25 protein-coding genes and 1 tRNA gene are annotated in these 25,690 nt (G+C 70.5%); 17 read left to right on the forward strand and 9 right to left on the reverse strand.

Features of this window, described 5'->3' with window-relative positions:
• Nucleotides 1-196 precede the first annotated feature (196 nt).
• A complete protein-coding gene (locus D457_RS0130965; protein ID WP_026117200.1) occupies nucleotides 197-1,084 on the forward strand; it encodes an alpha/beta hydrolase fold domain-containing protein in 888 nt (295 codons plus the stop codon).
• A 36-nt stretch (nucleotides 1,085-1,120) separates the two neighbouring features.
• Here the strand turns inward: D457_RS0130965 and D457_RS0130970 are convergent, their stop codons facing one another.
• The 4 genes from D457_RS0130970 to D457_RS0130985 are packed head-to-tail and all read right to left on the reverse strand — an operon-like array spanning nucleotide 1,121 to nucleotide 5,068.
• A complete protein-coding gene (locus D457_RS0130970) occupies nucleotides 1,121-2,218 on the reverse strand; it encodes a phosphotransferase family protein (protein WP_017584548.1) in 1,098 nt (365 codons plus the stop codon).
• A complete protein-coding gene (locus D457_RS0130975; protein ID WP_017584549.1) occupies nucleotides 2,215-2,964 on the reverse strand; it encodes an SDR family oxidoreductase in 750 nt (249 codons plus the stop codon). Before D457_RS0130975 ends, D457_RS0130970 begins: the two co-directional genes overlap by 4 nt.
• Nucleotides 2,961-3,815, reverse strand: a complete 855-nt coding sequence (locus D457_RS0130980; RefSeq protein ID WP_017584550.1) for an SDR family NAD(P)-dependent oxidoreductase — start codon at nucleotides 3,813-3,815, stop codon at nucleotides 2,961-2,963. The genes D457_RS0130975 and D457_RS0130980 overlap by 4 nt, the downstream gene beginning before the upstream one ends.
• Nucleotides 3,812-5,068 (reverse strand): acyl-CoA dehydrogenase family protein, encoded by a 1,257-nt coding sequence (locus tag D457_RS0130985; protein WP_017584551.1) that lies wholly within the window; start codon nucleotides 5,066-5,068, stop codon nucleotides 3,812-3,814. Before D457_RS0130985 ends, D457_RS0130980 begins: the two co-directional genes overlap by 4 nt.
• Nucleotides 5,069-5,108: 40 nt before the next feature.
• Here D457_RS0130985 and D457_RS0130990 point away from each other — a divergent pair, with 40 nt between their 5' ends.
• Both D457_RS0130990 and D457_RS33855 read left to right on the forward strand, forming a co-directional pair.
• A complete protein-coding gene (locus D457_RS0130990) occupies nucleotides 5,109-5,693 on the forward strand; it encodes a TetR/AcrR family transcriptional regulator (protein ID WP_239646267.1) in 585 nt (194 codons plus the stop codon).
• Between the two features lie 126 nt (nucleotides 5,694-5,819).
• Nucleotides 5,820-6,299, forward strand: a complete 480-nt coding sequence (locus tag D457_RS33855) for a type II toxin-antitoxin system PemK/MazF family toxin (protein ID WP_239646268.1) — start codon at nucleotides 5,820-5,822, stop codon at nucleotides 6,297-6,299.
• 114 nt (nucleotides 6,300-6,413) lie between these two features.
• On the opposite strand, the gene D457_RS0131000 is transcribed toward D457_RS33855, so the two are convergent.
• Together D457_RS0131000 and D457_RS0131005 are read right to left on the reverse strand one after the other, a co-directional pair.
• Entirely contained in the window at nucleotides 6,414-6,683 is a 270-nt protein-coding gene (locus D457_RS0131000; RefSeq protein WP_017584554.1) for a type II toxin-antitoxin system RelE family toxin, read from the reverse strand.
• Entirely contained in the window at nucleotides 6,680-6,967 is a 288-nt protein-coding gene (locus D457_RS0131005) for a type II toxin-antitoxin system Phd/YefM family antitoxin (RefSeq protein WP_026117202.1), read from the reverse strand. Before D457_RS0131005 ends, D457_RS0131000 begins: the two co-directional genes overlap by 4 nt.
• Nucleotides 6,968-7,214: 247 nt before the next feature.
• On the opposite strand from D457_RS0131005, the gene D457_RS0131010 reads away from it, so the two are divergent.
• The 5 genes from D457_RS0131010 to D457_RS0131030 all read left to right on the forward strand — a co-directional run bounded on the left by D457_RS0131010 (nucleotide 7,215) and on the right by D457_RS0131030 (nucleotide 12,219).
• Nucleotides 7,215-8,489, forward strand: a complete 1,275-nt coding sequence (locus D457_RS0131010) for a glutamate-5-semialdehyde dehydrogenase (protein ID WP_017584556.1) — start codon at nucleotides 7,215-7,217, stop codon at nucleotides 8,487-8,489.
• Nucleotides 8,490-8,882: 393 nt separating this feature from the next.
• Nucleotides 8,883-9,854 (forward strand): hypothetical protein, encoded by a 972-nt coding sequence (locus tag D457_RS0131015; protein WP_017584557.1) that lies wholly within the window; start codon nucleotides 8,883-8,885, stop codon nucleotides 9,852-9,854.
• A 327-nt stretch (nucleotides 9,855-10,181) separates the two neighbouring features.
• Entirely contained in the window at nucleotides 10,182-10,946 is a 765-nt protein-coding gene (locus D457_RS0131020; protein WP_017584558.1) for an SDR family NAD(P)-dependent oxidoreductase, read from the forward strand.
• Entirely contained in the window at nucleotides 10,943-11,770 is an 828-nt protein-coding gene (locus D457_RS0131025; RefSeq protein ID WP_017584559.1) for an enoyl-CoA hydratase family protein, read from the forward strand. Before D457_RS0131020 ends, D457_RS0131025 begins: the two co-directional genes overlap by 4 nt.
• On the forward strand, nucleotides 11,770-12,219 hold the full coding sequence (locus D457_RS0131030) for a RidA family protein (protein WP_017584560.1): 450 nt from the start codon (nucleotides 11,770-11,772) through the stop codon (nucleotides 12,217-12,219). The genes D457_RS0131025 and D457_RS0131030 overlap by 1 nt, the downstream gene beginning before the upstream one ends.
• A gap of 62 nt (nucleotides 12,220-12,281) precedes the next feature.
• Here D457_RS0131030 and D457_RS0131035 read toward each other — a convergent pair whose 3' ends face one another.
• On the reverse strand, nucleotides 12,282-13,154 hold the full coding sequence (locus tag D457_RS0131035; RefSeq protein ID WP_017584561.1) for a PaaX family transcriptional regulator: 873 nt from the start codon (nucleotides 13,152-13,154) through the stop codon (nucleotides 12,282-12,284).
• Nucleotides 13,155-13,322: 168 nt separating this feature from the next.
• Between D457_RS0131035 and D457_RS0131040 the strand changes: the two genes are divergently transcribed.
• From D457_RS0131040 to D457_RS0131055, 4 genes are all read left to right on the forward strand, one after another.
• Complete coding sequence (locus D457_RS0131040; protein ID WP_017584562.1) at nucleotides 13,323-14,468, forward strand: acyl-CoA dehydrogenase family protein; 1,146 nt, start codon at nucleotides 13,323-13,325, stop codon at nucleotides 14,466-14,468.
• A 44-nt stretch (nucleotides 14,469-14,512) separates the two neighbouring features.
• Nucleotides 14,513-16,204 (forward strand): benzoate-CoA ligase family protein, encoded by a 1,692-nt coding sequence (locus D457_RS0131045; RefSeq protein WP_017584563.1) that lies wholly within the window; start codon nucleotides 14,513-14,515, stop codon nucleotides 16,202-16,204.
• Nucleotides 16,205-16,298: 94 nt separating this feature from the next.
• Nucleotides 16,299-18,821 (forward strand): bifunctional salicylyl-CoA 5-hydroxylase/oxidoreductase, encoded by a 2,523-nt coding sequence (locus tag D457_RS33860; protein WP_017584564.1) that lies wholly within the window; start codon nucleotides 16,299-16,301, stop codon nucleotides 18,819-18,821.
• Nucleotides 18,818-19,540 carry an alpha/beta hydrolase family protein gene (locus D457_RS0131055; protein WP_017584565.1) on the forward strand — a complete coding sequence of 241 codons (723 nt, stop codon included), beginning with the start codon at nucleotides 18,818-18,820 and terminating at the stop codon, nucleotides 19,538-19,540. Before D457_RS33860 ends, D457_RS0131055 begins: the two co-directional genes overlap by 4 nt.
• Before the next feature lie 181 nt (nucleotides 19,541-19,721).
• Here the strand turns inward: D457_RS0131055 and D457_RS0131060 are convergent, their stop codons facing one another.
• Nucleotides 19,722-20,822, reverse strand: coding sequence for a M48 family metallopeptidase (locus D457_RS0131060; RefSeq protein WP_017584566.1), 1,101 nt, complete (start codon nucleotides 20,820-20,822; stop codon nucleotides 19,722-19,724).
• Nucleotides 20,823-21,053: 231 nt separating this feature from the next.
• Between D457_RS0131060 and nadD the strand changes: the two genes are divergently transcribed.
• The 4 genes from nadD to D457_RS0131080 all read left to right on the forward strand — a co-directional run bounded on the left by nadD (nucleotide 21,054) and on the right by D457_RS0131080 (nucleotide 22,998).
• Nucleotides 21,054-21,707, forward strand: coding sequence for a nicotinate-nucleotide adenylyltransferase (gene nadD, locus D457_RS0131065; RefSeq protein WP_017584567.1), 654 nt, complete (start codon nucleotides 21,054-21,056; stop codon nucleotides 21,705-21,707).
• A 73-nt stretch (nucleotides 21,708-21,780) separates the two neighbouring features.
• On the forward strand, nucleotides 21,781-22,179 hold the full coding sequence (rsfS, locus tag D457_RS0131070; protein ID WP_017584568.1) for a ribosome silencing factor: 399 nt from the start codon (nucleotides 21,781-21,783) through the stop codon (nucleotides 22,177-22,179).
• Between the two features lie 45 nt (nucleotides 22,180-22,224).
• The gene (locus tag D457_RS0131075) at nucleotides 22,225-22,848 is read left to right on the forward strand and encodes a histidine phosphatase family protein (RefSeq protein WP_017584569.1); all 624 of its coding nucleotides are present in this window, start codon (nucleotides 22,225-22,227) and stop codon (nucleotides 22,846-22,848) included.
• A gap of 77 nt (nucleotides 22,849-22,925) precedes the next feature.
• Nucleotides 22,926-22,998: transfer RNA gene (locus tag D457_RS0131080), tRNA-Ala, on the forward strand.
• A gap of 232 nt (nucleotides 22,999-23,230) precedes the next feature.
• On the opposite strand, the gene D457_RS0131085 is transcribed toward D457_RS0131080, so the two are convergent.
• Nucleotides 23,231-24,517 carry an epoxide hydrolase family protein gene (locus tag D457_RS0131085; protein WP_051073087.1) on the reverse strand — a complete coding sequence of 429 codons (1,287 nt, stop codon included), beginning with the start codon at nucleotides 24,515-24,517 and terminating at the stop codon, nucleotides 23,231-23,233.
• Nucleotides 24,518-24,580: 63 nt separating this feature from the next.
• Here D457_RS0131085 and D457_RS0131090 point away from each other — a divergent pair, with 63 nt between their 5' ends.
• Nucleotides 24,581-25,573 carry a helix-turn-helix transcriptional regulator gene (locus D457_RS0131090; protein WP_017584571.1) on the forward strand — a complete coding sequence of 331 codons (993 nt, stop codon included), beginning with the start codon at nucleotides 24,581-24,583 and terminating at the stop codon, nucleotides 25,571-25,573.
• The last annotated feature ends 117 nt before the right edge of the window (nucleotides 25,574-25,690 follow it).

Here is a 25,690-nt window from a genome sequence, read left to right on the forward strand (position 1 = left end):
AACTACCCCCTGAATCAGGTTCATTGCAACAGATACTAGAAACCACCGCGCCGATTTCGCTCCTGGTAGCAAGATCATCTTCAGGAGAGGGATCAAAACCGCCCTGGGTGCCCGGCACGCCGCCCCCTCCGCCCGCGTTGTCGTGCGTTCGTGAAAGGCTCCATGACAGGACGTCCTGAGGAGGGTGGTTCCATCCATGCCGAGTCTCGTGACACGCCTGGCGTCGTTGGCCCTTCGGGTCTTCCGTAAACCGACCCTGGAGTCGGCGGAGGAGACCCGGGAGTGGCTGCACGGGCCCAAGGAGGAGCCGCGTCCGCCGCTCTGGCTCACCCAGAGGCACTGGATCACCCTCCGCGAGGTCGGTGACTTCTCCGTCTACACCGTGCTTCCCCGTGAGGTCGAGGTACCGGAGAAGGCCGTGCTGTACCTGCACGGGGGCACCTACGTCACCGAGATCACCGCTTGGCACTGGGTACTCATCTCCCGGATGGCCGATGCCGGCTGCCGGGTGGAGGTGCCGATCTACGGGCTGGCTCCCGAACACACCTACCGGGAGGCCTTCCCGTTCCTGACGGAGGTCTACCGGGAGCTGCTGGTGGACGTCGCACCCGAGCGCACGCTGCTGGCCGGGGACTCCGCGGGGGGCGGGCTCGCGCTCGCCTTCGCCCAGACCCTGCCGGGGGCGGGGTTGCCAGAGCCCGTACGGCTGGTCCTGATCTCCCCGTGGGCCGACATGACGATGTCCAACCCGGACATCGCCGATGTGGAGGAGCGCGACCCCTGGCTGAGCCCCGTGGGCATGGTGGAGGCGGCCAGGGTCTGGGCGGGCGGGGACGATCTGTCCCTGCCCCGGCTAAGCCCGGTCTACGGGGAACTGGCGACCCTGCCGCCCATGGACCTCTACATCGGTACCCGCGACCTGTTGCTGCCGGACACACGCCGTCTGCACGAGCTGGTGACCGAAGTGGGCGGGGACTCGCACATCTACGAGGAACAGGGCGCCTTCCACATCCACCCGCTGGTCCCGGTCCCCGAGGGCAGTAGTGCGCGCGAGCGGATCATGCGCACCGTCGAGGAGCTGTGAGGCCTGCCCGGCCGCCGCACGGAGGCCGGGCAGACCTCAGCCTTCGGCGCGTCGGATGATCCCCCGGCACCGTCTCTCCAGCAGCCGGCAGGCCAGCCAGAAGAACCGGAAGGCCGGGTTGGTGGTCTGCCCGTGGTGGTAGCGGTAGTAGATCTGCTGGCAGATGACCGCCAGCCGGAACAGCCCGAAGACCTCGTAGAACGCCCACTCGCGTTCGGTGAGCTCGATGCCGCTCCGCTCCAGGTAGTGGTCCCTGGCTTCGGTGCGGGTCAGCATCCCCTCCAGGTGGGTGGGCTGCCTGCGGAACTGGCGGAAGAGGAGGTCGTCGTCGGCCTCCACCCAGTACGCCAGAGCCCCGCCCAAGTCCATCAGAGGGTCGCCCAGAGTTGCCATCTCCCAGTCCAGGAGACCGACCGGGCGGGTGGGGTCCCGGGCGTCCAGGACGACGTTGTCGAAGCGAAAGTCGTTGTGGATGAGGCAGGTACGGCGGTCCCGGGGCTGGTTGGCGTCCAGCCAGGCCATCACCTTCTCGAACGAACCCACGTTCCACGTCTTCGCTCCGCGGTAGCGCTTGGACCACCCGGCCACCTGACGGGCGACGTAGCCCTCGCCGCGGCCGAACTCGCCCAGTCCCGCCGCCTCGGTGTCCACCGAGTGCAGGTCCACCAGCAGGTCCAGGACGTTCACGCACAGCCGCCGGACCTCCTCGGGGGAGAGGGAGACGTCTCGTGGGAGCTCCTTGCGAGGGATCGGCCCGGCCAGACGCTCCATGACATAGAACTCCGAGCCGATCACCGACTCGTCCGCGCAGAACGCCACCATCGCGGACACGTACGGGAAGACCGGGGCCAGCCGGGACTGGACCCGGTACTCGCGGCCCATGTCGTGTGCGCCAGCCGCCTTCCTACCGGCCGGGGGACGGCGCAGGATGAGATCGCGCCCGGGGTAGCGCAGCAGGTAGGTGAGGTTGGAGGCGCCGCCGGAGAACTGGCGGACCTCCGGGACGCCGTCGAGCCCGTCCGGGGCCTCGGCGTGTCCGCGCAGCCACTCGGTCACCGCGGCCGCGTCGAAGGCGTCCTCGGCGCGGACCTCGCGCGCCCCCGGGACACGTTCGTCAGCGGAGGGCCCGCTCATGTCAGCTTCCTGACGACCGACAGCGGCAGGCGCTTCATCAGGAAACCGATCGGCACCCACGGCCAGGCCGGGACGTACGCCTTGACCCTGCGCTTCTCGATGGCCGCGACCATGGAGCGCACACCGGTCTCGGTGTCGACCATGAAGCGGGTCTTCTGGGCGACGTGCTCGTTCATCTCCGAACGGATGTAGCCCGGGTAGACCACCGACACGTCCAGGCCCGGCACGCGCTCGGCGCGCAGGCCCTCGGCGATGGCCGCCACCCCGGCCTTGGTGGCGGCGTAGACGGTCATGGCCTTGCGCATACCGCGCAGGGCCGACATCGAGGAGATCATCACCAGATGGCCGCGCCCCTGTTCGCGGAAGATCGCCATGGCCGCCTCCGACTGGGCCAGCGCCCCCACGAAGTTGGTCATGGCGGTCTGCCGGTTGGCGTCGAAGCGGCCCCTGCCGAGCGCGGCGCCCTTGCCCAGCCCCGCGTTGACGATGACCCGGTCCACCGTGCCGAACTCGGCGGCGAGCTCCTCGAACACCCGGAAGACGGCCTCGTCGTCGGTGACGTCCAGGGCCTTGAGCACCACCCGGCGGTCGGGGTGGGTGGCCGTGATCTCGTCCCTGAGCGCGGCCATCCTCTCGGTGCGCCGGGCGCACAGGCCCAGGTCGTAGCCGAGCGCGGCGAACTGGCGCGCCATCTCCGCGCCCAGGCCCGCCGAGGCCCCGGTGATCAGGATCGTTCCCTTGCTCATACGTGCTTCTCCGTGCTGGTCGTGCTGGTCTTCGTGGCGGGGTCGCTGCGCTCGACGCGGCGGCGGACGCCCTCAGCCATCCGGCGCATCGTGCGGTCGTAGAGGGGGCGCAGCCAGCGTTTGGCGCGCAGGGCGGACCGTCCGGCGCGGTCGGTGAGGATGACCGGCCGTCGGCGGTCCATGCCCTTGAGCACCTCGGCGGCGATGTCGTCCGCGGTCAGCTTCGACCCGTTGATCAGCCTGCTCGCGGAAGCCTCCACCGCGGGGTCGCTGCCGCTCAGGGAGGAGGCGAGGTTGGTGCGGAAGAACGACGGGCACACCACCGACGTGGTGACGCCGTAGGGCGCGAGCTCGTGCTGAAGGGTTTCGCTGAGCGCCACGACCGCGGCCTTGACCGCGTTGTAGGAGCTCATGGTCGGCGGGTGGATCAGCCCGGCGGCCGAGGCGGTGTTGACGATGTACCCGGAGCCCTGCCGTTTGAGCAGCGGGGTGAAGGTGCGGCAGCCGCGGACCACGCCGAACAGGTTGATCTCGGTGATCCAGCGCCAGTCGTCCAGGGTGAGGTGGTCGATCCGCCCGCCCGCCGCGACCCCGGCGTTGTTGACCAGTACGTCCAGCCCGCCCCAGGCGTCCTCCACGCGGGTGAGGGCGGCTGCCCAGTCGTCGTCGGAGGTCACGTCCAGACGCAGGTAGTCCGCGCCCCGGGGGAGGGCTTCGGGGGCCTGCTCAGCGAGGTCGGTGGCGAGCACCTGGTCACCGCGCGCCGCGAAGGCAGAGACCAGGGCTGCGCCCAGCCCGGAGGCCCCGCCGGTAACCAGGACACGGCGGCCCGTGCCGTCGCCGGGGGTCATCTGCGGGCTCCGTGCTTCATCAGTTCCAGGCGCGCGATGACTCCGCGGTGGACCTCGTCGGGGCCATCGGCCAGGCGCAGCGCCCGCGCGCTGGTCCAAGCGCCGGCGAGGGGGAAGTCGTTGGACATGCCGCCGCCGCCGTGCAGTTGGATGGCGAAGTCGATGACCTGCTGGGCCATGTTCGGCGCGGCCACCTTGATCTGGCTGACCTCGCTGAGCGCGTTCAGCGGCCCGCCCTGGTCGAGTTTCCAGGCGGCGTTGAGTACCAGGAGGCGGGTGGAGTCGATGGCGATGCGGGCGTCGGCGATGCGCTCGCGGTTGCCGCCCAGGTTGGCGATCGGCTTGCCGAAGGCAGTCCGGGACAGGCCGCGCCGACAGGCGAGTTCGAGGGCCTTCTCGGCCAGGCCGATCAGTCGCATGCAGTGGTGGACGCGGCCCGGGCCCAGACGGCCCTGGGCGATCTCGAAGGCGCGGCCGGGCCCGGCGATGACGTTGGACAGGGGCACGCGCACGTCGGTGAAGGTGACCTCGCCGTGGCCGCCCGGCTCGTCCTTGAAGCCCATGGTGTCCAGGAGGCGCTCGACCTTCACGCCGGGGGCGCTGCGGGGGACGATGACCATGGTGTGCCGGTGGTGGCGGTCGGCCTCGGGATCGGTCAGGCCCATGACGATGAGGAGCTCGCAGTCGGGGTGGCCGACGCCGGTGGACCACCACTTGCGGCCGTTGACCACGACCTCGTCGCCCCTGACCTCCGCGCGCAGCTCCATGTTGGTGGCGTCGGAGGAGGCGACGTCGGGCTCGGTCATGCAGAACGCGCTGCGGATGCGGGCGTCCAGCAGCGGCTCCAGCCACTGCTCCCTCTGCTCCTCGGAGCCGTATTTGAGGAGCACCTCCATGTTGCCGGTGTCGGGGGCGTCGCAGTTGAACACCGCCGGGGCGATGTGCGAGCGGCCGGTGAGCTCGGCGACGGGGGCGTAGTCGGTGTTGCTGAGTCCGGCCCCGCCGATGGTGCCGAAGCGCTCGGCGTAGGGGCCCTCGTGCCCGGCGGGCAGGAAGAGGTTCCACAGCCCCTGGGCGCGGGCCCTGGCGCGCAGCTCCTCGATCACGGGCAAGGGCTGCCAGGGGTCGCCGTCGACCCGGCGGGCGGCGAGGTCGCGGTGGTAGTCCTCTTCGACGGGGTCGATCTCGGTCTCGATGAAGGCGCGGACCCGCTCGATCAGGTCGGCGGCGCGCGGGGAGGGTGCGAAGTCCATGTCGTTGACACTACGTTCTTATTGAGCAATGCTCAATAGTGTGAGCGAGGAAGCCCCGCGGCGGACGCGGATGACCCAGGACGAACGCAGGCGCCAACTGGTCGGGATCGGCCTGCGGATGCTGGTGGAGCGCCCCATCCAGGAACTGGCAGTGGACGAGGTCGCCAAGGAGGCCGGGATCTCCCGGGGGCTGCTGTTCCACTACTTCCCGAACAAGACCGCCTTCCACGACGCCGTGGTGGCGGCCGCCGGGCGCCGGGTGGTGCGCAACACCGCCCCGGACGGGGACCTGACCGGCTGGGACGCCGTCGCCCAGTTCGTGGAGCGCTTCCACGAACAGGTGGACCGCCGTCGGGGGTCGTACCTGGCGCTGGTGTTCGGCGGGGGTTCGGTGACCCTGGACGGCGAACTGGTGGAGGACCTGCGCGAGACCATGGGCGCCCGCGTGCGCGACCTGCTGGGCCTGCCTGACTCCGCGGCCCCGGTCACCGACGCCTGGACCGCCTACGTGGAGGCCCGCGCCCTGCGCTGGAGCGCCGCCCCCGCCACGGAACGCCCCCGGAGCCTGGCAGACGAGACGGAGCACTGCGTCCGCGCCCTGCGGGCCCTGCTGGACCTGAGCTGACCCCGGCGGAGCCGTCCGCGTCGGGGCCGGACACGTTCTAGGATGCGGGGCGTGAACCGAGAGACGACGCAGTACAACAGCCCGCGACCGAGCGTCGGAACCCAGAGCCACAGCGACGCCCAGCGCATCGGCGACGCTCCGCGCAACGGCAACGCCCAGCCGTCCGCCGCCTCCCCGCAGAACGGTGACTCCCACCCCCACGAGGGAGCCGTCCGCGAGGTCCCCACCGGGCGCAACGCCACCAGGCTCGTGTACGCGCCCGAGCAGGACGGCCTCGCCGACGCGGGCGAGATCGTGTGGACCTGGGTGCCCTACGAGGAGGACGCCACCCGGGGCAAGGACCGCCCCCTGCTCGTGGTGGGCCGCAAGGGCAAGCGCCTGCACGGCCTCATGCTCTCCTCCCAGGCCCCCGACGAGCGCGAACGCCAGGACTGGCTGCCGATCGGCGCAGGCGCCTGGGACGGCGAGGGCCGCGACTCCTACGTGCGCGTGGACCGCCTCTTCGAGTTCGACGAGGCCGCCATCCGCCGCGAGGCCGCCGTGATGGACGAGCGCCTCTTCTGGAAGATCGCCGCTGTCCTGAAGGAGCGCTACGGCTGGAGCTGAGCCTTCGGGTGGACGGGGCCCGCACCCGCCCCGGAGCGGGTGAGGGCCGCCGGACCCTCTGGCCTTGGTGAACGCGAAGGGCCGGTCCACCTCGAACAGCGACGCCCGCTGAACTCAGCGTCGGCGGTAGGCGTCCCTTCTGTGGTGCACAGCGAGGACGAAGATCGTCTTGGTGTCGTCATCGATCCGGTACCTGACCCGGTACTCGCCGCGCCGGGCCCGATAGTCGCCCTCGAACGGTGTCCGAAGCGGTGCACCGACCCTGTGGGGGTTGTCGGCGAGCGGTCCCATGATGAACTCGGCGCAAGCGGCCGCCGCGAACTCGGGGAGCCGCTCGTGCAGATGCCGGGCGGCGGTGGGGGTGAGCTGGATGGAGTAGGTCAACGGTGGCCTTTCCTGCGCAAGGACTCAAGTAGGTCCGTGCTCTCCTCCGGACTGAGTGCCCTTCCTTCCGCAATCTCCCGCTTGCTCTGCTGAACCTCCGCGATGGCCTCGGGGTCCCCCAGCAGTTCCAGGGTGGCTTCGATCTCCGCCATGTCCTCGGCGGACATGATGACGAGGTAGTCGCGCCCGTTCTTGGTGACGGTCAGCCGTTCGTGTGTGCGGTCCACCTCTTCGGCGAGCTCGGACAGGCGGACTTTGACTTCGGACAGCGGCAAGGTTCTCATAGACCAGAATTATAGTCTGCTGCTCTCTGCTGGGGTAGTGATGCGGCGGAGAGCCCATGCCAGTCCGCGTCGGTGCTCCCACGGGTCAGTGAGGGCCTGTCGTCCCACCCTGTGGATAACTTCGTGTGTCCGGTGACCGGGCGCTATACGCTGGAGGTGATCCCCCTGGTCCGGTGCCCTTCGACGCGGCAGGCCCACCGGCCCGGGCGGCCTCCCGAGCAAGGAAGCCCTGACAAGGATGACAGCCATGAGTGACATCGAGCGTGAGGTCCACGCGGTAGCCCAACGTGCCAAGGACGCTGCGGCTGACCTCGCGCCGCTCAGCCGGGCGGTGAAGGACCAGGCCCTGCTGGCCATCGCCGACGCCCTGGTCAAGCGGGCGGACGAGATCACCGCCGCCAACGCCCAGGACGTGGAGCGGGCCCGCCGGGACGGCACCAGCCCGGCCATGATCGACCGGCTCACCCTGAATCCGGCGCGGATCGAGGCCATCGCCGACGCGGTGCGCGAGATCGTCGAACTCCCCGACCCGGTCGGGGAGTCCGTGCGCGGCTCTATCCTGCCCAACGGCCTGGACCTGCGCCAGATCCGGGTCCCGCTCGGGGTCATCGGCATCATCTACGAGGGCCGCCCCAACGTCACCGCGGACGCTGCCGCCCTGTGCCTCAAGAGCGGCAACGCCGCCCTGCTGCGCGGCTCCTCCTCGGCCTACGACTCCAACACCGCCATCGTCGGGGTGCTGCGCGACGCTCTGGAAGGCACCGGGGTCCCGGTCGACGCCGTCCAGATGGTCCCGGGCCGCACCCGCGAGTCCTCCACCGCGCTGATGCGCGCCCGCGGGCTCGTGGACGTGCTCATCCCGCGCGGTGGCGGCTCGCTCATTCAGGCCGTGGTCCGCGACTCCACCGTCCCGGTCATCGAGACCGGCGAGGGCCTGTGCCACGTGTACGTGGACGCCGACGCCGACCTCGACAAGGCGGTGGCCATCGCCGTCAACGCCAAGGCCCAGCGCTGCTCGGTGTGCAATTCCGCCGAGACCCTCCTGGTGCACGAGGCGGTCGCCGACGCCTTCCTGCCCCGGGTCCTGGTCTCTCTCGCTGAGGCCGAGGTCACCGTGCACGGTGACGACCGCGTTCAGGCGGTCGCCGCCGCGCACCCGACCGGTGCCACGGTGGTCGAGGCCACCGAGGAGGATTGGACCACCGAGTACCTGTCCATGGACCTGGCCGTGCGGGTCGTCCCGGACGTGGACGCCGCGCTCGCGCACATCAGGAAGTACTCCACCCAGCACACCGAGGCGATCATCACCGACTCGCTCAGCACTTCCCGGTACTTCGTCTCCCGGGTGGACTCGGCCGCAGTGATGGTGAACGCCTCCACGCGCTTCACCGACGGCGGTGAGTTCGGCTTCGGCGCGGAAATCGGCATTTCCACTCAGAAACTGCACGCCAGAGGCCCGATGGGGCTCACCGAAATGACCTCGACCAAGTACGTGGTCACCGGTGACGGTCACCTGAAGTAATCACCGGACCGTTGGTTCGACCTTGAATGGCCGCCCGGCTGACCGGGCGGCCATTCTCCTTCCCATCCCTGGCGGGGCGGCCCTGAAAGGCCCGGACAGCCGGGCTGGCCGGGAACGGCCGCGTGTCCGGAACGGTTGGGTGACCGGAAACCTCGGGCCCCGGGGCGGACGTCTCCCCGTCGTAACAGCCGTGATTCCGCACACTCTGCGGCACATGCGTCACCACGTGCGTTTTCCTCCCGGAAACCTGGACAGAAGCGAATCTTCTCCCGAAGAGTATTCCCAAAGCGCTTTGGGGTCGGTACTTTCTCTGTGGTGTCCACACGGCGCTCTTCCCGCACACTCATCAGGAGCGTCGGACCCCACCGGTCACGACGAAAGGAAATCCCCCGCATGAAGCTCGGGAGCAAGATCGCTGCGTCCACCGCCACGGCGGCCCTGGCCATCGGCGGCGTCACCCTCATGGCAGCCCCTGCCCAGGCGGACCTGGTCACCCTGTGCTCGGGACACGGAGGTGCGATCACTCTGCCCACTGACCTCAAGGTTCCGGCCGGCGCGAGCTGCTTCCTGGACGGCACCACCATCCAGGGCAAGGTCACCGTCGAGAGCGACGCCAACCTGCACATCCTCGGCGGCCAGATCGACGGTCAGGTGACCGTCTCCAGCGGTGGTTACTTCGACGCCTCCGACACCTCCGTCGACGGCGACGTCGTCAACACCGGCGCCTACGGCACCTACCTGGAGGACGGCACCTCGGTCGCGGCCCTGAGCGCCGCGGCTGCCGAGGGCGCCGACAACGACGGCTTCGTCTTCGTGGTCGGTTCCTCCGCCTCCTCCGTCAACGCCACCGTCGGCGAGCTCTACGTCACCGACTCCCGTCTGGGCGGCGTGTCCGCCGAGGGCGTGGAGTACGTGGACATCTTCGACAGCGTCGTCCGCGGCGACCTCTCCGTCACCAACGCCGCCTCCGGCGGCATCCTGGTGGACAGCGAGGTCATCGGTGACGCCACCTACACCGGCGGCAACGGCCCGGTCGCCATCGGCGCCGGTGAGAGCGAGGGCTTCGCCAGCTCCCTCAACTACATCGACGGCGACCTCTCGGTCACCGGCGTGTCCGGCGGCGTGTACATCGACAACAACATCGTCGGCGGCGACCTGACCGCCTCCGACAACAGCCCGACCGCCCAGATCGGCGACAACAACCGCGTGCGCGGCGGCATCGTCACCCAGGAGGTCGCGCTGCGCACCTTCGCTGCCGAGGTGACCGCCGAGTTCGAGGAGCACGAGGCCGACCTCGAGGAGGCCGTCGAGGAGCAGCGCGCCGAGACCATCGAGGAAGCCCTCGAAGCCGGCCCCGCCTTCTAGGACAAACCTCGAGGCACTCTCCGGGCCGGCCCGGAGAGCTCCCGGCGACAACCCGGTTCACGCCGGGCGGGGGAACCCACCCCCACTCGCCTCTCCAGCGCCGACGGCCCCGCGCCGTCGGCGCTGTTCTTGTGCACGGGGCCTCTCCGGGGCTGAGGGCCGCTCCCGACCAGGCCGGGCCACCCCCCCCACTGGCTAGCCGGTCTGCCCCACCCACATCATGTGGCCCACTCGCATCATCCGACTCACCTACATCATCGGTCCCACGCGTACCGCTGTTATGTCGTAGCAGTGACGATGGTCATGGGTCGGTGATACATTCCGGGCATGGCTGACTCCGAACGACGTGTCGTGGTCTCCGGTGGCTCCGGCGGTATCGGGCGGGCCATCGTGTTCGCCCTGGCGAGCGAGGGCAACGAGGTGGTCGCCCTCGGGCGGGACTCCGGGAGACTGGCCGCTCTGGAACGCAGATCCCGAGCCCACGGGCTCAAGGTCACCTCCCGGGTCTGCGACCTCACCGACGAAAAGGCGGTGGAGTCCCTGGTCGAAAGCCTGGGAGAGGTGTCGGTGCTGGTCAACAACGCGGGCATGGCGCAGAGCGCTCCTCTGCGGCGTACTTGCCTCGAGCTGTGGGAAACCCACCTGCGCACCAACGCCACCTCCGCGTTCCTGCTCACCAGGTCCCTTCTGCCGGGCATGCTCGAACGCGACGACGGACGGGTGGTCTTCGTCGCCTCCACCGCCGCGCACACCGGCTCCCGCTACACCGCCGCCTACACCGCCTCCAAGCACGCGATGCTCGGACTGGCCCGCGCGGTGGCCGCCGAGGTCGCGGGCACCGGTGTCACCAGCAACGCCGTGTGCCCCTCCTTCGTCCGCACCCCCATGACCGAGGGCTCCGTGGCCCGCATCGCCGAGCGCACCGGCCGCGGCCGGGAAGAGGCCGAGGAGGTCCTGGTCAAGGCCAGCCCTCTGGGCCGACTCATCGAACCCGAGGAGGTGGCGGCCGCCGTCACCTACCTGGCGAGCCCGCTGGCCCGGGCGGTCAACGGCCAGTCCCTGACTATCGACGGCGGAGGAGCCCACCGGTGAGTCCCTTCCGGGCGTCCGCGCCCCTGACCGAGCAGTGGAACCACTTCGACCTCCACCGGGAGGGCGGGGTGGCCACCGTGACCCTCGACCGGCCCGACAAACTCAACGCCCTGACCTTCGAGGCCTACGCCGACCTGCGCGACCTGCTGACCGAACTCCCGCACCGGGGCGACACCCGAGTCCTCGTCCTGCGCGGGCGCGGCAAGGGGTTCTGCTCCGGCGGGGACGTCAACGAGATCATCGGCCGGACCTTGGAGATGGACCCCGACGACCTGCTCGCCTTCACTCGGATGACCGGCGAGGTAGTCCGGGTCATGCGCGAGTGCCCGGTCCCGGTGATCGCCGGGATCCACGGCATTGCCGCCGGGGCGGGCTCGGTCCTGGCCCTGGCTGCCGACTTCCGGGTGGTCGCCCGCTCGGCCCGCTTCGCCTTCCTCTTCACCCGGGTCGGCCTGTCCGGCGCCGACATGGGCGCCGCCTACCTGCTGCCCCGCATGGTGGGACTGGGCAACGCCACCAAGATCCTCATGCTCGGCGACACCATTGACTCCGCCGAGGCCGACCGATACGGGCTGGTCAGCGAGCTGGTGGAGGACCAAGAACTGGACGAGGCGGTCGCCCGGCTGGCCACCCGGCTCTCCGAGGGGCCCGCCTTCGGCTACGCCCAGACCAAGGCGCTGCTCTCCCGGGAACTGGACATGAGCCTGTCCGGGGCGATCGAACTGGAGGCCATGACCCAGGCCCTGCTGATGAAGAGCGCCGACTACGCCGAGTTCCACGCCGCGTTCACCGGCCGCAGAGCACCCGAGTGGAAGGGGCGCTAGTGGAGCCCGCAGACCTGCGGCCCAGCCCGCACACGCTGGTCAACCCGCCCGAACTCGGCCCCACCTCGGGGTTCTCCCACGCGGTGGTCCCAGTCCCGGGCAAGGCGGTTCACCTCGCCGGACAGATCGCCTCGGGGCCCGACGGCACGCTGGTCGCCCGGGACCTGCCCGACCAGTTCGGGGCCGCCCTGGACAACGTCGTCACCGCTCTGCGCGCCTGCGGGGGCGCCCCGGAGCACCTGGTCAGCCTGACCATCTACACCACCGACGTCCCCGGTTACCGGTCGGCCGCCCGCGAGATCGGCCGTGCCTACCGCGCCCGTCTGGGCCGCCACTATCCGGCGATGGCGCTACTGGGGGTGACCGACCTATTCGAGCCCGGAGCGCTGGTCGAGCTGGTCGGCGTCGCCGTGATCCCCGACCCTGGTCCGGGCGGGACCTCGGAGTGAACGGGACCTCGGTCTGAGCTGTGCCTGGTCCGAGTGGGCTCGCGGCCCGGGCGGCCCAGGGCTCAGCGGAACTTCGAGAACGCGATGACGCTACGCACCTCGCTCAGCCCTAGGGGCTGGAGCAGCGTGTGGAGGTCGAAGAACACCCGGGCCGCGCGGCTGCCCGCCCAGGGCTCCGGGAGCAGCTCGGGCGGCAGCCCCGGGTCCAGATAGGGCAGCCTCCGCCAGGTGTCGACCGTGCGCAGATGGTCGGCGAACGCCTGTTTGCGCTCCTGCGCCCCGAGCGGTCCGCTCATTCGCCGCCACCGCTCCAGCACGGGTTCGTACTCGTCGAGGAAGCCCTCGTACATCGCCTGGAACGCGGGCAGGTCCCACCAGCGGGCAACGGACTCGGTCAGCTCGCGAAAGTCCAGGTGGGAGGCGTGGAAGAGCTCTGCGTAGGGTTCCAAGCCCAGGTCCCGCAGCGCCCCGCGGGCCTGGTCGGTCAGATGAGCGGGGGCGATCCACACACCGGCGGCGGTGGTGCCGAAGCCGAGCCGGGTGAGCTGGCTGCGCAGGGCGTGCCGGCGGCGCCGCTCGGACTCGGGCACGGAGAAGACCACGAGCACCCAGCCGTCCTGGACGCGGGCGACGCGGTGGCCGAAGATGCGCTGGTCCCCCTCGGCGAGGATGCGGCGCCCCTCGTCGGACAGGCGGTACCCGGCCGCCCCGCCGAGGCGTTCGGGGGTCAGCAGGCCGCGGCGTTTGAGCCGGGAGACGGCGGAGCGAACGGCGGGGCCTTCCACGTCGAGCCCGGACATCAGCGCGATGAGGTCGGCCACCCCGATCCATCCGCCCACGTCACGGGCGTAGGAACCGAAGAAGGAGACGATCAGGGACCTGGGCCGCCGGCGCTCGGTGTCGGGGTCGGCCGCCTGGCCGCTGTTGGACGTCACGCGGACACGATATCGGCCGGTTGGTCCGGTCCTCGGACGGTCCTCCCCGTCACCGGGGGCTGAACGCACCGTTGAATCTCCTCATGTAGCTCTCTTGACGGTCGTCATACTTATTGTATATTTGCGATGTGGGGTGGATCACGTACCCAACGAGAGTCGAGGTCACCCATGGGGATCCCCCGGAACGACACCGATCACGAGTTCGCGCGCTGGGTCCGGGCGTGCGCCGCCGAAATCACCGCCGCACCGTCCGGGTCGGACACCGCACCGGCGGCCGAACCCGGCCGGGTGGACCGCGCCCTGCTGCTCCGCCTCGGTGACGTGGGCCTCCTCCCGGCGCTCTTCCCCGGTACCGCGGACGACGGCCCCCTGCGTGAGGCGCCCGCGACCCGCCTGTGCCTGCTGCGCGAGCACCTGGCCCGCACCGACACCCACGCCGAGACCGCCCTCGCCCTCCAGGGGCTGGGCACCTACCCGCTCCTGCAGTCCGGAACCGAACGCCAACGCCGACGCTGGGTCCCCGAAGCCGCCGCCGGCCGGGCCGTGGCCGCCTTCGCCCTCACCGAACCCGACGCGGGCTCGGACGCCGCGGCCCTGGCACTGCGCGCCGAACCCTTCGGTGACGGCTGGCGCCTGCACGGCGAGAAGACCTGGATCTCCAACGCCCCCGACGCCGACTTCTACACCGTGTTCGCCCGCACCACCCCCGGGACGCGCTCCCGCGGGGTGACTGCCTTCTGCGTCCCGGGCGACCGCCCGGGGCTCTCCGGCAGCCCCCTGGAGATGCTCTCCCCGCACGCCCTGGGCCACCTAGTCTTCGACGGGGTCGAGGTCGGCCCGCAGGATGTCGTCGGCATCCCTGACCAGGGGTTCACTGTCGCCATGCGCACCCTGGACCTGTTCCGCCCCAGCGTCGGCGCCTTCGCGGTGGGGATGGCCGACGCCGCGCTGGCCGCGGCCAAGGAGCACACCGACCACCGCAGCGCCTTCGGCGGCCCGTTGCGCCGCCTCCAGACGGTCGCCCACACCCTGGCTGAGATGGCCACCCGCACCGAGGCCGCCCGGCTGCTCGTCTACGCGGCGGCGCGGGAGTACGACTCCGGTGGTCCCGACGTCACCCTCAAGGCCGCCATGGCCAAGCTCTTCGCCACCGAGACGGCCCAGTACGTGGTGGACGCCGCGGTACAGCTGCACGGCGCCCGCGCCCTGCACCGGGGCCATCTGCTCGAACACCTCTATCGCGAGGTGCGCGCCCCGCGTATCTACGAAGGCGCTTCGGAGGTCCAGCGTCAGATCATCGCTCGCCACATGTAACGCCACAGACCCGGCTGTAGAACCCCGCCCACCGGAGGTCCAGCATGTCGCACCCCGACCCGAACCGGAACACGAACCCGAACCTGGCTGACCGGCCGTCGCTTCCGGAACACGCCCTCCCGGCCGTGCCACTCTCACCCACGGCCCATGAGGACACCTTCACCCGGGAGCATCTGCCCCCGGCCGAGGAATGGCCGCTGATCCGGCCGCTGGACCACCCGGAACGGCTCAACTGCGCCGAGGAACTGCTCGACGGCACCATCGCCCGCTTCGGCGCGGACCGCCGCTGCGTGGTCGGCGAGCACGAGACCCTCACCTACGCCCGGCTCCGGGACCGGGTGGACCGGATCGCCCGCGTCCTGGTGGACGAGCGCGGCCTGCGGCCGGGGGAAAGGGTGCTGCTGCGCGGGCCCAACTCGCCGTGGCTGGCCGCCTGCTGGCTCGCCGTTCTCAAGGCCGGGGGAGTGGTCGTCACTGTCCTGCCGGTCCTGCGCGCCGGAGAGCTCTCCACCATCGTCCGCTCCGCCCGGGTCACCCACGCGCTCTGCGACGCCCGCTTCCTCGACGACCTCACCGCCGCCGCCGACCAACTCGGGGAGCGGGCCCCGAGCGTCCTGGTCTACGGGGGCGAGGCTGACAGCGACCTCACTGCGCGGGTCGACGCCCACCCGCCCGGCTTCACCGCGGTGCCCACCGCCGCCGACGACGCCTGCATGATCGCCTACACCTCCGGCACCACCGGCGCGCCCAAGGGCTGCGTGCACTTCCACCGCGACGTCCTGGCCATCGCCGACACCTACTCCGCCCAGGTCCTCAAACCGACCCCTGAAGACCTCTTCGTCGGCAGCCCGCCCTTCGCCTTCACCTTCGGCCTCGGCGGGCTCCTGATCTTCCCGATGCGCGCCGGGGCCGCCACGGTCCTCCTCGAACGCCCGCGCCCCGAGGCGATCCTGGGCGCCGTCTCCGAGCACGGCGCCTCCGTCGTGTTCACCGCACCCACCGCCTACCGGAGCATGCTCACCCAGCTCGAGGGGCGCGACCTGTCCTCCCTGCGCCGCTGCGTCTCCGCCGGGGAACACCTGCCCGCCGCCACCTGGCAGGCCTGGTACGACGCCACCGGTGTGCGCCTGCTCGACGGTATCGGCGCCACCGAGATGCTGCACATCTTCGTCTCCGCCAGCGACGAGCACATGCGCCCCGGCTCCACCGGACGCCCCGTGCCCGGGTTCGAGGCGGTGATCCTGGACGACGAGGGCAAACCCGTCCCCGACGGTGAACCCGGCCACCTCGCGGTCCGGGGTCCGGTCGGCTGCCGCTACCTGTCCGACGAACGCCAGCGCGAGTACGTCCGCCACGGCTGGAACCACACCGGTGACACCTACGTACGCGACGAGGACGGCTACTTCTGGTTCCGGGCGCGCAGCGACGACATGATCGTCTCCGCCGGATACAACATCGCCCCCGCTGAAGTGGAGGAGGCCCTGCTCACCTCACCCGATGTGGAGGAGGCCGCGGTGGTCGGAACGCAGGACCCGGACCGGGGCCTGGTCGTGCGCGCCTACGTGGTGCCGCGCCGGGGGCTCACCGCCGACACCGCTCTGGCTGACCGGCTCAAGGACCATGTCCGCTCGCGCATCGCCCCCTACAAGACCCCGCGCTCGGTGGTCTTCCTGCCGTCCCTGCCGCGCACCGCCACCGGCAAACTCCAGCGCTTCAGACTCCGGGAGAGCACCTGAGCTGACAGCGGCCCACGGCAGGGACGCCAGCGGAACCAGCACCAACGCGGACGGCGCCGGCGGAACCGGCGTCAGCGAACAGGAAGGCGGCACGATGCGCATCGCGTGTATCGGGGCGGGACCCGCGGGACTCTACTTCGCGGCCCTGGCCCGCCAGCTGGACCACACCCACGACATCACCGTCTACGAACGCAACGCCCCCGACGACACCTTCGGGTTCGGCGTGGTGCTCTCCGACGAGACCCTCGGCGGCATCGAACACGCCGACCCCGCCGTGTACCGGGCCATGGCCGCCGAGTTCGCCCGCTGGGACGACATCGACATCCACCACAGAGGCACCGTCACCACCTCCGGCGGACACGGCTTCGCCGCCATCGGCCGCCGCCGGCTCCTCCAGATCCTGCGCGCCCGCTGCGCCGAGCTGGGGGTCCGGGTGCTCAGCCGTACCGAGGCGCCACCCGCCGCGGATCTGGCCGCCACCCACGACCTCGTCGTCGCCGCCGACGGGGTCAACAGCATCACCAGGACCACCCACGCCGCGGACTTCGGCACCGAACTCCAAGCCCACCGCAACCGCTTCATGTGGCTCGGTACCGACCTGGTCTTCGACGCCTTCAACTTCCATGTCCTGGAGACCCCGCACGGGGTCATACAGCTGCACTGCTACCCCTACTCCACCGGCTCCAGCACGTTCATCGTGGAGATGGCTGAGGACGTGTGGCACGCCGCCGGGTTCTTTGACCAGGACCTCGCCCCCGGGGAGAGCGCCCTCGACGCGATAGCGCGCTGCGAGCAGCTCTTTGCCGACGTCCTGCGCGGCCACCGCCTGCTGCCCAACAATTCCCGCTGGCAGCGTTTCACCACCGTCCGCAACCGCACCTGGCGGCGCGGCAACGTGGTCCTGCTCGGCGACGCCGCCCACACCGCCCACTTCTCCATCGGCTCGGGCACCAAACTGGCCATGGAGGACGCCCTCGCCCTCGCCGCCTGCCTGCGCGAACAGCCCACCACCGAGGCCGCCCTCACCGCCTACGAGGAGGAACGCCGTCCCGTCGTGGCCAGCACCCAGCGCGCGGCCCGGGCCAGCCTGGAGTGGTTCGAGGACATCGCCCGCCACGTGGACGCCGCACCGGCCCAGTTCGCCTTCGACCTGCTCACCCGCAGCCGCCGGGTCACCTACGACAACCTTCGCCTGCGCGACCCCGAGTTCGTCGCGTGTGTGGACGCGTGGTTCACCGCTCAGGTCGAGGCCGAACAGGCCGGATCCGCCGCCGGGCGTCCCGCGGCCACCAGTTCCGCCGCTTCGACCAGCCCGGCCGCCGTCGACGACGAGGGCTCGACGGAAACTGCGGGCTCGGCGGCAGCCGAACCGCGCCCGCCCATGTTCCACCCCTTCAACCTGGGACCCGTGGAGCTGGACAACCGGGTCGTGGTCTCGGCCATGGACATGTACTCCGCCACCGACGGCCTGGCGGGCGACTTCCACCTCGTCCACCTGGGCGGCAAGGCCCTGGGCGGGGCCGGACTGGTCATGACCGAGATGGTGTGCGTGTCCGCCGAAGCACGCATCACCCCCGGCTGCGCCGGTCTGTACACCCCCGAACACGAGGCCGCCTGGCGCCGTATCACCGAGTTCGTGCACACCAACAGCCGGGCGAAGATCGGGGTGCAGCTCGGCCACGCCGGACGCAAGGGATCCACCCGCCTCATGTGGGAGGGCATCGACCAGCCCCTGCCCGACGGCAACTGGCCCCTGGTGGCCCCCTCACCGCTGCCCTACCGGGAGGGCGTCAACCAGACACCCAGGGAACTCGACCACGCCGCCATGGCAGCCATCCGGGACGACTTCACCGCCGCCGCCCGCTCCGCCGACCGCGCCGGATTCGACCTCCTCGAACTTCATTGCGCCCACGGCTACCTGCTCTCCTCCTTCCTCTCACCGGTCACCAACCACCGCACCGACCGTTACGGCGGCGACCTCACCGGACGCCTGCGCTACCCCCTGGAGGTCCTGGCCGCCGTCCGCGAAGCCTGGCCCGACCACAAGGCCCTCACTGTCCGGATCTCCGCCACCGACTGGGTCGAGGACGGCACCACCGCCGACGACGCCGTGGAGATCGCCCGCGCCCTCGTCGCCGCCGGGGCCGACGCCATCGACGTCTCCACCGGCCAGGTCACCCCGGACGAACGGCCCGCCTACGGCCGCAGCTACCAGGTGCCCTACGCCGAACGCATCCGCCGAGACCTCGGAGTGCCGGTCATCGCGGTCGGTGCCATCTCCTCCCACGACGACGTCAACTCCACGGTCCTGGCCGGGCGCGCAGACCTGTGCGCCCTGGCCCGCCCGCACCTGTACGACCCGCAGTGGACCCTGCACGCCGCCGCCGAGCAGGACTACTCGGGTCCCGGAGTCACCTGGCCAGCCCCCTTCCGTGCGGGCAGCCGCAAACCCCCCACAGGCCGGACCGACGGGCCGCGCCCCCGCCTCGACCTGCTACGTTCCACCGGGACACAAGGCACCCGCCACCGCCGCTGGCGCCCCGACCAGCCCGAGCACGGCCCCGCACCCTCGGAGAGCGCTCTCCGCCCGGCCACGACCCAGGGAGACCCACGGTGACCACGATCTACGGTGAGCACCCCAGCCAGATCATCCACCGCTGGGACCCCGAAGGAACGGACGCTCCGGCCCCCGTGGCGGTCCTGCTGCACGGCGGCTGGTGGCGCGACCAGCACGACGCCCACCTGATGGACCCCCTCGCCCGGGACCTGACCGCGGACGGGTGGGCGGTGTGGAACATCGAGTACCGGCGCACCGGCACCGACGGCGGCGGCTGGCCGCAGACCCGTGACGACGTCGCCCGCGCCCTGGACCTGCTCGCCGCTACCGCCGAGAGTGACGAACGCCTGGACACCTCCCGCGTGGTCTCCCTCGGCCACTCCGCCGGGGGCCACCTCGCCCTGATGACTGCCACCGACTCCTTGGTGACCTCCGTGGTCCCGCTCGCCCCCATCACCGACCTGCGTCGCTGCGCCGAAGCCGGACTGGGGGAGGGGGCGGTCGAACCCTTCCTCGGCCCCGTTCCCGCTCCGGAGCTCTACGCCGAGTCCTCCCCCGTGCACCGGTTGCCGTTCGGTGTTCCCCAACTACTGGTCCACGGCGACCAGGACCAGCGCGTCCCGGTCGAGCACAGCCGCGACTACGCGGCAGCAGCCTGGGCGGCGGGGGACCCCGTCGACTACCGGGAGATCTCCGGCGCCGACCACTTCGCCGTCATCGACCCCGCGCACGCCGCCTGGCGGTCGGTGCGCGACACACTCGCGACCGGCTGGGGCTGACCCCGGAACGGTCAGGGAACCGCGCGCGGCACAGGGGCACGCCGTTCCGAACCCTGTGCCGTTCCGAACCCTGTGCTCCGAACACACCCATGAGCCCCGGGTACACGCCCGTCCTCGCGAACGCCACAGGGGCGGTGCCCGGAAGAGCCGGGTGCCGCCCCCGTGCGGGTCCGCCGGAACGCTAGTTGCTGTTGCTGTTGCTGTTGCCGTTGTCGCTGCCGCTCTCGCCGCTCTGGCTGCCCTGGTCGCTTCCGGAGCCGCCCTGGCCACCCCGCCAGCGGTCGGCCACCGTGTCGAAGAACTGGCCCCCGGCGCGCCCCGCGCCACCCGCCACGTCCCGGATGGTCTTGACCAGCGGGTCTGAGGAACGGTTCCAGCCCTCCCGGTAGGAGTTGGCCGCGTTGGTCGCCTCCTCCGACACACTGGCCTCACGGTCGGTGGACCGCCGCGGGTACTCGCCGTCGACGATCCGCTGGTACTCGCCGCTCTCGATCCATCGGTGCAGTTCGGCCACCCGGACCACCGCGAACGGGTGGCTCTGCGGGATGGTGGTCATCAGCTTGAGGACGCTGTCCACGGCGTCACCGCCGCCCTCGTACTCGCGGGCCTGCTCCATGAACGCGTCGGGGTTCATCTGGGACAGGTTCGAGCCACCGGCCAGCTTCATCAGAGCGCGCTTGGCGGCTTCGGGGTTCTGGCAGGTCAGCAGACCGGCGCGGTCGCTGGAGAGCTCGGACTTGCGCTGCCACTCACGCAGCCCGGCCAGGATCGCCTGGATGGCGATGGCACCCAGCGGGATCCACATGATCTTGGTGGACAGCCAGACCAGCAGAAGGAGGATGGTGCGGTACACGGAGTGACCGCTCAGCACGTGACCGACCTCATGGCCGATGACGAACCGCTTCTCCTCGGCGTCGAACAGGTCGAACAGGCCGGTCGTCATGACGATGAACGGCTTCTTGCGGCCGATCGCCATGGCGTTGGGCTGGGGGTCCATCTTGACGTAGAGCTCGGGGACCTCGTCCAGGTCCAGGACGTAGGCGGCGTCGCGGAGGTAGTCGTGCAGCTCCGGGAACTGCGTGGGGCTCACCCGCACGGCGCTGGAAAGGAACATCAGGCGGAGCGAGCGCTCGTTGATTCGTCCGAACAGGGACTTGACGAGGGTGTCGAAGCCCGTCAGCGAACGCAGCGCGACCAGGGCGCCGCGATCGGCGGGGTGCTCGTAGGCACGTGGAGAGATGTCTGTGAGCCGGACGCGTACGCGATCTGGTGAGTTGGCCATATCGGCATGCTATGCGGCACGATGCCGCTTGGCCACGGTTTGGGTCAAACGAGATATGACGCGATTCGCGGGTGTTTCACGAACCTTCCCGGGAAGCAGCCCGGCCCGGCGCTTGTTTGACCTGTTCCAGGGTGGAACAGGCCTGGAAGCGGGCGACGACGCCCGAGGTCGGCTAACCTCGGTTGGCCGAAACCGGCAACACGGCAGCGCCACTGCGAAACGGAGCGCACAGTGACACAGCAGGCCACCGGCGTCTCCCACGGAGGGAGCTCCCCCGCGCGACGGGACGGCTCCGTGCCGACCAAGGTCGGCATCATGGGCGGCACTTTCGACCCCATCCACCACGGACACCTCGTCGCCGCCAGTGAGGTCGCCCACCTCTTCGGCCTCGACGAAGTGGTCTTCGTCCCCACCGGCCAGCCCTGGCAGAAGGACCTCGCCACGGTCACCCCCTCCGAGGACCGCTACCTCATGACGGTCATCGCGACCGCGGAGAACCCGCAGTTCAGGGTCGACCGGATCGAGATCGACCGCTCCGGGCCCACCTACACCCTCGACACCCTCCGCCAGATGCGCGCCGCCTACGGCCCCGACGTGGAGCTCTACTTCATCACCGGAGCCGACGCACTCGGCGCTATTTTGAGCTGGCACAACGTCGACGAACTCTTCGACCTCGCGCATTTCGTAGGCTGTAACCGGCCCGGACACCACCTCAGCGACACCGGCCTGCCCGAGGGCAAGGTCTCCCTGGTGGAGGTCCCCGCGCTCGCCATCTCCTCCACCGAGTGCCGCGAACGCGTCCGCAAGGGCGAACCCATCTGGTACCTCGTACCCGACGGCATCGTCCGCTACATCAACAAGACCGGGCTCTACCTGGAGCCCTGAACCGCGCCATGCGAACCGACCCCGGTCCGCGCCGCGCCGGTCCACACCCGACAAGTAAGGCAGCAAGCACAACGTGACAGCCACCGACAGGGCCGTGGAACTCGTCAAGGTCGCCGCAGAGGCCGCCTCCGACAAGCTCGCCCAGGAGATCATCGCCTACGACGTCAGCGACCAGCTCGTCATCACCGAGGCCTTCGTGCTGTGCTCGGCGCCCAACGACCGCCAGGTCCGCGCCATCGTCGACGAGGTCGAGGACCAGCTGCGCATCCAGTCCGGTGCCAAGCCCGTCCGCCGCGAAGGCGAGCGCGACGGCCGCTGGGTCCTGCTGGACTACGCCGACATCGTCGTCCACATCCAGCACGAGGAGGAGCGCGGCTACTACGGCCTCGAGCGCCTCTGGAAGGACTGCCCGGAGATCGAACTCCCCGAGGGCTCCCGAGGTGCCGAGCGCACCCCGCTGGACGAGCAGTAACCTCCGCGCGGCCGTTCCGGTCGCAGAACAAGAGAGACACGCCACGTGAGTGACGCCCCCCGTGTGCTGTTCTGGCGGCACGGACGCACGGCCTGGAACGTCGAGAAGCGTTTCCAGGGACAGACCGACATTGACCTCGACCCGGTCGGCCACGCCCAGGCCGAACGGGCCGGTCGGCTGCTCGCCACCCTGAGGCCCGACACCGTCATCGCGTCCGACCTCAAACGCGCCGCCGACACCGCCGGGTACCTCGGACGCTCCTCCGGGGTCCCGGTGGAGTTCGACAAGGGTCTGCGTGAACGCTTCGGCGGCTCATGGGAGGGCCTCACTGCCGCTGAACTCGCCGAACGCTGGCCCGCCGAGCACCCGCGCATGCACATCCCCGACGGAGAGCACATCTCCGAGGTCGGGGACCGCATGGTCGCCGCGGTCAACCGGGGCCTGGCCAAGACCCCGCCCGGCGGCCTCCTCGTCATCGTCAGTCACGGGGCCGCCCTGCGCGTGGGAATCTCCCGCATGCTCGGCGTCCCCGACGAGCGCCGCGAGCTCCTCGGTCCGCTCAGCAACTGCTGCTGGTCGGTACTCCAGGCACGCGGAGAGACCTGGCGCCTCATGGAACACAACGCCGCCAGCCTCCCCGAACCAGTGGTCCTCAGCGACGACGCCTGATTCCGTTTCGACGAACCGCGCATAATCCGCTAAGGTTCAGGGAGTCGGCAGGGCTTCGGCCCCAACGACTCCCACACGGGGCTATGGCGCAGTTGGTAGCGCGCCTCCATGGCATGGAGGAGGTCTGGGGTTCGAATCCCCATAGCTCCACTTCACTCCGGAACGACTCTGCACGGTGGCCTTCGGCCTACTCGCAGGGTCGTTTCGTCGTTTCCCCGGGGTGTGCCCGCCCGCTCAACCCCGGTGATCTTGCTACCAGGGGCGAGTTCGGCGCCGAACTCGCCCCTGGTAGCAAGATCAACTTCAGACAAGGGGCCGGAGCCCCGATCGGCGGGCAACTCCTGGCCGGGTTCTTCCTGGAAGGGGCCCGGGGAGGGGAAGGTCAGCGCAGGCTTCGGAAGAACGCGCGGACGTCCTCGACCAGCAGCTCCGGCTTCTCCATGGACAGGAAGTGGCCGCCCTCGTCGAGTTCGGTCCACCGCACGATGTCGTGGTCCCGTTCGGCCCAGGCGCGGACGGTCACGTCGTGCGCGGAGAGCAGGACCCCCGTCGGCACCGTTCCGCGCTCGGAGGGCCAGCCGCCCAGGTCCTCACCCGAACCCCCGCTCCACGTATCGGCCCCCGCACCCGAATCAGCTGAATTCTCCACCCAGGCCGCGCCGCCCTCGCCCGCGCCGCCCCAGCCATTCGCGGACATGTCCTCGTAGTAGATCTGCGCGGCCGATCCCGCGGTGCCAGTCAGCCAGTACAGCGACACGCAGGTGAGTATTCGGTCGCGGTCCAGGCTGTCCTCGGGCAGGCCCTCCTCCGGCATGGTGAGCTCCTTGAACTTCTCCACCATCCAGGCGAGCTGCCCCACTGGCGAGTCGGTCAGCCCGTAGGCGACGGTCTGCGGGCGCTTGCCGTTGCACTGGAGGTAGCCGTCATTGAAGTCCCGCATGGACTCCCAGCGGCGGCGGTCCGCGCCTTCAAGGGCCTTCTCCTCCTCGTCGCCGTAGGGGAAGGTGACCATGGCGTTGAGGTGGACCCCGATCACGTTCCCGGCCGACTGCTTGCCGATCTGCGGTCCCACCCAGGAACCGGTGTCGTAGCCCTGGACTCCGTAGCGCTCGTAGCCCAGCCGGGACATCAGCTCCACGAACACCCCTGCCATCCGCTCCGTGCCCATACCCGGACCCGCCAGGGGGGTGGAGAACCCGAACCCCGGCAGGGACGGGACGACCAGGTGGAAGGCGTCCGCCGGGTCGCCACCGTGCGAGCGGGGGTCGGTGAGCGGGCCGATCACGTCCAGGAAGTCGGTGACCGCCCCCGGCCAACCGTGCAGCAGGATCAGCGGTGTGGCCTCCGGCTCCGGCGAGCGCACGTGCAGGAAATGGATGTTCTGCCCGTCCACCTCGGTGGTGAACTGCGGGTACGCGTTGAGCTCGGCCTCGTGGGCCCGCCAGTCGTAGGAGGTGCGCCAGTACTCGGCGAGCTCCTTCAGGTACCCGACCGGCACACCCCGGCTCCAGCCCACCCCCGGCACCTCGTCCGGCCAGCGCGTGTTGCCCAGCCGCGCTCGCAGGTCCACCAGCTGCTCCTCGGGGACGTCGACGCGGAAGGGGCGGATGCTCTCGCTGTGCTGCCAAGTGTCGGCCTGCTGTGCCTTGGTCTGCGGTGTGTTCGTCATGGCCTCCACGCTAGGAGCCACTTAGGACAGTTTCCTTCCTAAGCCGATGGCAGAATCGGATTCATGGCCGAGACCTCCGCACGCCTGCTCGCGCTGCTGTCGTTGCTCCAGACCCACCGCGACTGGTCTGGAGCCGATCTGGCCCAGCGCCTCGACGTCACCACCCGCACCGTGCGCCGGGACGTGGACCGCCTGCGCGAACTCGGCTATCCGGTACACGCCACCCAGGGCGCACCCGGGTACCGGCTGGGTCGCGGCGCCGCCATGCCGCCCCTGCTGCTCGACGACGAGGAGGCGGTGGCCGTGGTCGTGGGGCTGCGCACCGCCGCAGACGGTTCGGTCAGCGGTATCGAGGAGTCCTCGCTGCGCGCGCTCGGCAAACTCGAACAGGTGCTTCCCTCCCGGCTCCGGCAGCGGGTGAACACCCTGCACGGGGCCACCGTGCGGGCCGGGGCCGAACCCGGCCCGACGGTCTCCGCCGACGTACTGATGGCGCTCGCCCAGGCCTGCCGCCGCGGGGAACGGCTGCGCTTCGACTACACCAGCCCGCACGGCGGCGACTCGGTCCGCGACGTCGAACCGCACACCCTGGTCAGCTTCGGCCGACGCTGGTACCTGGTCGCCTTCGACGTCGGCCGCGCGGACTGGCGCACCTTCCGCGTGGACCGCCTCACCCCGCGAACCCCCACCGGCCCCCGGTTCGAGCCCCGTCGTCCGCCGCACGGCGACGCGGCCCTGTACGTCGCCCACCAGCTCTCCTCCGGGGCCTGGGACTACCGGGCCGTGGTCCGGCTGCACGAACCCGTCGAAACGGTCGCCGACCGGATCTGGCCCGGTATGGGGGTCCTGGAGGCCGTCGACGCCCGCAGTTGCCTGTTGTACCTGGGCGGGGAGACCGTGTACGACCTGGTCTGGATGATCACCTCGGTGAACGTCGAATTCACCCTGGTCGAGGGGCCGCCCGAACTCGCCGACGCCTTCCGCGCCCAAATGGGGAGGTGCGCCGCGGCCCTGTCCGAACAGGTGGCTTCGGACACGAGGGAGACCCCGCCCTGAGCCGTGCCGTCCTGACCCGGGCTCGCCGGTCCTCTGGGGGCTTGCTGTTGGTCTGGGGGTTGTTGTGTGACGGTTCGGGTTGGGGTTCCCCCGTTTCCCGCCGCTTGATGGTTGCCG

Source organism: Nocardiopsis valliformis DSM 45023 (genome assembly GCF_000340985.1).
In the GTDB taxonomy this organism is placed as follows: Bacteria; Actinomycetota; Actinomycetes; order Streptosporangiales; family Streptosporangiaceae; genus Nocardiopsis; species Nocardiopsis exhalans.